Source organism: Bradyrhizobium sp. Leo170, assembly GCF_004296405.1.
Classification (GTDB): Bacteria; Pseudomonadota; Alphaproteobacteria; order Rhizobiales; family Xanthobacteraceae; genus Bradyrhizobium.
This window is the reverse complement of the sequence record NZ_PSRR01000464.1, coordinates 1-5219: the sequence shown is the minus strand read 5'-3', so window position 1 is coordinate 5219 and position 5219 is coordinate 1. Positions and strand designations below refer to the sequence as shown.

Here is a 5219-nt window from a genome sequence, read left to right as displayed (position 1 = left end):
TGTTCGCTTCCGACAGCTCGGTGAAGATCGAGGAAGCCACCGACGCCAAGTCGGGGCACCGCGCCTATGTCAGCAAGAAGCCCGATGTTACCGTAATCGACATCAACCTCCCGGATGTTTCCGGGTTCGAGCTGATGCGCCGGATTCGCAAGGAAGATCCCGAGGCCAGGATCATCATGTTCAGCATGAACGACGATCCGGCCTTCGTGGTCCGCGCGGTGGAAGCAGGCGCCCAGGGCTATGTCTCGAAGACCGACGACCCCAGGGTGTTCGTGAAAGCCGTTCGCAAGGTCGCGGCCGGGGACAATTTCATATCGCCGCACCTTGCCGAGGCCGTGACCTTTTCGGGCGCCGCCATCAAGGCCAATCCGGCCTCGCTGATGTCGCCACGCGAACTGGAAATCCTGCGACTGCTCGGCCGGGGCGACAAGATCGGCGAGGTCGCCGCGGCGCTCAACATCTCCTACAAGACCGTCGCCAACACCACCTCGCTTCTGAAGCAGAAGCTCGGCGCCAAGAGCCATTCCGATCTGATCCGCATCGCCGTTGAGATGGGGTTGAGCTGACCCTTAATCGCCTGCGGAACTGGTCGCGCCCGAAGGCGCGACCGTTCCCATCGCTTGCATTCGCTTCTGCCGGGGCAATTCGGGAACAGCAGGGCGGTGCAGGCGATTCCTAGAGCTTGTTTCGATTCTGATGCAATGTGCCGAAGCATCGGCCACGCCGCTGGTCGCTGCTTCCCTTGCCTCGATGGCGGACATAAACGGGAAAAAGCGGCAATGGTTCCGACGTCATGCGGCTGCCATCGTGAAGCCAGCGATGGATTGGTGCATCCCAGCGCGCTTGACGATACACCTCCGTCTAGCCGGCCAGTCGGCCGTGCTTTGCGGCAGCGCCGCACAAGAAGCGGTTTCCCCTTGGCGCGAAAACCCTTTATGGTGGCGCTTCGAGTCCGCGCAGCGAGAACTCGATAAATTCCATGATATCAAGGGCTTAAGGTAAAGGCTTGAGCCTTTGGAGGGCGGTTTGACGCGGTATGTTTCGACCCGGGGAGAGGCCCCGGCTCTCGGTTTCTGTGATGTGATGCTGACCGGGCTCGCCCGCGACGGCGGCCTGTACGTGCCCGAAAGCTGGCCGGTCCTGTCGCGCGAGACCATCGCCGGTTTCTTCGGACGGCCCTATTGGGAAGTCGCGGTCGACGTCATCCGCCCGTTCGCGGGCGGCGAGATTTCCGATCCCGATCTCGGTCGCATGGCGAACGAAGCCTATGCAACGTTCCGCCATCCCGCGGTCGTGCCGCTCGACCAGATCGGCCCGAATCAATTCCTGCTGGAGCTGTTCCACGGCCCGACGCTGGCGTTCAAGGACGTCGCGATGCAGTTGATCTCGCGGCTGATGGATCATGTGCTGGCGAAGCGTTCACAGCGCACCACGATCGTGGTCGCGACCTCGGGCGATACCGGCGGCGCCGCGGTCGAGGCCTTTGCCAATCTCGAAAATGTCGATCTGGTCGTGCTGTTCCCGCAAGGCCGCATCTCCGAGGTGCAGCGGCGGATGATGACGACGACCGGCGCCGCCAACATCCATGCGCTGGCGATCGAAGGCACCTTCGACGATTGCCAGGCGATCGTGAAGGGGCTCTTCAACCATCACGATTTCCGCGATGCCGTGTCGCTGTCGGGCGTGAACTCGATCAACTGGGCGCGGGTCGTGGCGCAGGTGGTCTACTATTTCAGCTCGGCGGTTGCGCTCGGCGCGCCGGAGCGGACGGTGGATTTCACGGTGCCGACCGGCAATTTCGGCGACATCTTTGCAGGCTACGTCGCCAAGCGCATGGGCTTGCCGATCCGGTCCTTGCGGATCGCGGCCAACATCAACGACATCCTGCCGCGCACGCTGAAGACGGGTATCTACGAGGTCCGCGAGGTTCACGCCACGACCTCGCCGTCGATGGACATCCAGGTGTCCTCGAATTTCGAGCGGCTGTTGTTCGAGGCAAGCCGGCGCGACGCTGACAGCGTGCGGCGGCTGATGGATTCGCTGAAGCAGTCCGGCCGCTTCGTGTTGCCGGCTGCGATGTTGGCTGCGATCCGCGAGGAGTTCGACGCAGGCAAGGCGGACGAGACCGAGACTGCGGCCGCGATCCGCGCCGCCTGGCGCGAGGCGGGGGATCTCGTCGATCCCCACACCGCGGTGGCGCTGGCGGTCGCCGACCGCGACAGCGCCGATTCGAGGATTCCCAATATCGTGCTGTCGACCGCGCATGCGGCCAAGTTCCCCGATGCGGTCGAGGCCGCCTGCGGGGTGCGACCGCATTTGCCGGCCTGGCTCGACGGATTGATGACCAAACCCGAACACCTCAAGGTGATGAAAAGCGATCAGGCGGAAGTCGAAAAGTTCGTATTGTCGGTGAGTCGCGCCGCCAAGCAGGGAGTAGCCGGATGAGCGTTGAGATCACCAAGTTGCCGTCCGGATTGACTGTCGTCACCGACACCATGCCGCATCTGGAGACGGCCGCGCTCGGCGTGTGGGCCGGCGTCGGCGGACGCGACGAAAAGCCGAACGAGCACGGGATATCCCACCTGCTCGAGCACATGGCGTTCAAGGGCACGACGCGCCGCTCCTCGCGTGAGATCGTCGAGGAGATCGAGGCCGTGGGCGGCGATCTCAACGCCGGCACCTCGACCGAGACCACGGCCTATTACGCGCGCGTGATGAAGGCGGATGTGCCGCTGGCGCTCGACGTGCTCGCCGACATCCTCGCCAATCCCTCCTTCGTGCCTGATGAGCTCGAGCGCGAGAAGAGCGTCATCGTGCAGGAGATCGGCGCGGCACAGGATACGCCCGACGACGTCGTGTTCGAGCACCTGAACGAGCTCTGCTATCCCGACCAGCCGATGGGCCGCTCCCTGCTCGGCACCGCCAAGACGCTCAAGGGGTTCGACCGCGACATGCTGCGCGGCTACCTCGCAACTCATTACCGCGGGCCCGATATGGTGATCTCCGCTGCCGGCGCGGTGGACCACAAGCGGATCGTCGAAGAGGCAACGCAGAAGTTCGCAAGCTTCGACGCAGCGCCCGCGCCGAAGCCGCTGGCGGCCATGTTCGGCAAGGGCGGTTCCCGCGTCGTGCACCGCGACCTCGAACAGGCGCATCTGACGCTGGCGCTGGAAGGCGTGCCGCAGACCGACCTGTCGCTGTTCTCGCTGCAGGTGTTCACCAACACGCTCGGCGGCGGGATGTCGTCGCGGCTGTTCCAGGAGGTGCGGGAGAAGCGGGGGCTGTGCTACTCGATCTACACCTTCCACGCCCCCTATAGCGACACCGGCTTTTTCGGCCTCTACACCGGCACTGATCCGTCGGATGCGCCGGAAATGATGGAAGTGATCGTGGACGTGATGAATGAGGCCGTGGAGACCCTGACCGAGGCCGAGGTCGCCCGCGCCAAGGCGCAGATGAAGGCGGGGCTGTTGATGGCGCTGGAGAGCTGTTCCTCGCGCGCCGAGCAGTTGGCACGGCATGTGCTAGCCTATGGCAGGCCGCTGACGGTGGACGAACTGGTCAGCCGGATCGATTCGGTGAGTGTCGAATCGACCCGCAATGCCGCCCGTGCGCTGCTCGCGCGCAGCCGGCCCGCGGTGGTGGCGCTCGGCAGCGGCAGAGGTCTGGACACGGCGGTGTCTTTTGCGGAAGGATTGACCCGGTCGAAGGCGAAGACGCTCCTGCACTAGACCGGCAGCCCCGATAGCGGGCAGGGAGTTCAAGGGCATGGCCCTGTTTCGTTTGCCATCCAGCGGACCGGCCGCCCTGATGCCGCGCGGTCATGGACTGCTGCTACGTGCGCCGCAAATGGCCGACTTTCCGCAGTGGGCGCAATTGCGCGAATTGAGCCGCGCTTATCTCACGCCATGGGAGCCGATCTGGCCGTCCGATGATTTGACCCGTTCGGGCTTCCGCCGCCGCCTGCGCCGCTATGCCGAGGACATCGCTGCTGACCGCTCCTATCCCTTCATCATCTTCCGCGAAGTGGACGGCGTGATGGTCGGCGGCATCACGCTCGCCAACGTCCGCCGCGGCATCGTGCAGGCCGGCACCATCGGCTATTGGGTCGGCGAGCCCTATGCGCAGCGCGGCTACATGACCACGGCGCTGCGGGTGCTGTTGCCCTCGCTGTTCGGAGAGCTCAATCTGCACCGCATCGAGGCCGCTTGCATCCCCTCCAACGCGCCCTCGATCCGCGTCCTGGAGAAATGCGGATTCACCCGCGAGGGCCTGGCGCGGCGCTATCTCTGCATCAATGGCATCTGGCAGGATCACCTGCTGTTTGGCCTGTTGCACGAGGATTTCCGGGGTTAATACCGGGTTCTTAGCGCTGGTTAGCGCCTTTGTTGGTGCCTTGGGTTCGCCGCCATTGCGCTGCTATAACGCCACTCGGGAAATGGGATGGCAGGGATTTCGCATGGCAAGACATCGTGTGATCAGGGCCGCGATCGCCGCAGTGGTGGCGACCGCGCTTGGTTGCGGCGCCCTGGCCGCGCCGGCGGCGGCACAGTCATTGACCGACCGCTTCAAGAGCCTGTTCGGCGGCGGCAAGTCCGAGGAGGCACCGGCTGAGAAGCCCTCAGCGCCCGCCGAGGGCCAGAGCAACGAATCGGACGTCCTCTGTCCGCCGGTGGCGATCCGCTCCGGTGCCTCGACTTACGCGGTGGGGGCGCCCGGCAAGGAACCGGTCGGCAGCGACCTGCGGTTCCAGGCGACGATCACCCGCACCGCCCGCGAATGCGCGATCAATGGCGGCGAGATCACGGCGCGAATCGGCATCCAGGGCCGGATCATTGTCGGTCCTGCCGGCGCCCCGCCGACCGTTCAGGTGCCGCTGCGCGTCGCCGTGGTGCAGGGCGGCGTCTCGGAAAAGACGATCGCGACCAAGGCCTATCAGACCACGGTGACGATGGGCGAATCCGGCAGCGAACCCTTTACGCTGGTGGCTGAGGATCTGACCTTTCCGGCGCCGTCGGCCGACGTTGCTGAAAACTACGTCTTCTACATCGGCTTCGACCCGCAGGCTCTGAAGCCCGAGCCAAAGCCGAAGGCGGTAAGGAAGAAGTAGCGGCCACCTGCGTTGAACGACCGACGGCGGCGGTAGGGTGGGCAAAGCGAAGCGTGCCCACCATCCACGTTCGGTGCAAGAAAGGTGGGCACGCTTCGCTTTTGCCCAC

General features: G+C 64.7%; 5 protein-coding genes. All 5 read left to right on the top strand.

The annotated features are described in order from the left end of the window. Positions 1 to 566: response regulator transcription factor (locus CWO89_RS40425; RefSeq protein WP_130583845.1), on the top strand; the 566-nt coding region annotated here is incomplete at its 5' end. Positions 567 to 1026: 460 nt separating this feature from the next. Continuing rightward, a complete protein-coding gene (gene thrC, locus CWO89_RS40420) occupies positions 1027 to 2445 on the top strand; it encodes a threonine synthase (protein ID WP_165421526.1) in 1419 nt (472 codons plus the stop codon). After that, positions 2442 to 3731 (top strand): M16 family metallopeptidase, encoded by a 1290-nt coding sequence (locus CWO89_RS40415; protein ID WP_130583843.1) that lies wholly within the window; start codon positions 2442 to 2444, stop codon positions 3729 to 3731. The genes thrC and CWO89_RS40415 overlap by 4 nt, the downstream gene beginning before the upstream one ends. A gap of 37 nt (positions 3732 to 3768) precedes the next feature. Beyond that, a complete protein-coding gene (locus CWO89_RS40410) occupies positions 3769 to 4356 on the top strand; it encodes a GNAT family N-acetyltransferase (RefSeq protein WP_130583842.1) in 588 nt (195 codons plus the stop codon). A 103-nt stretch (positions 4357 to 4459) separates the two neighbouring features. Then, complete coding sequence (locus CWO89_RS40405) at positions 4460 to 5110, top strand: hypothetical protein (protein WP_130583841.1); 651 nt, start codon at positions 4460 to 4462, stop codon at positions 5108 to 5110. The last annotated feature ends 109 nt before the right edge of the window (positions 5111 to 5219 follow it).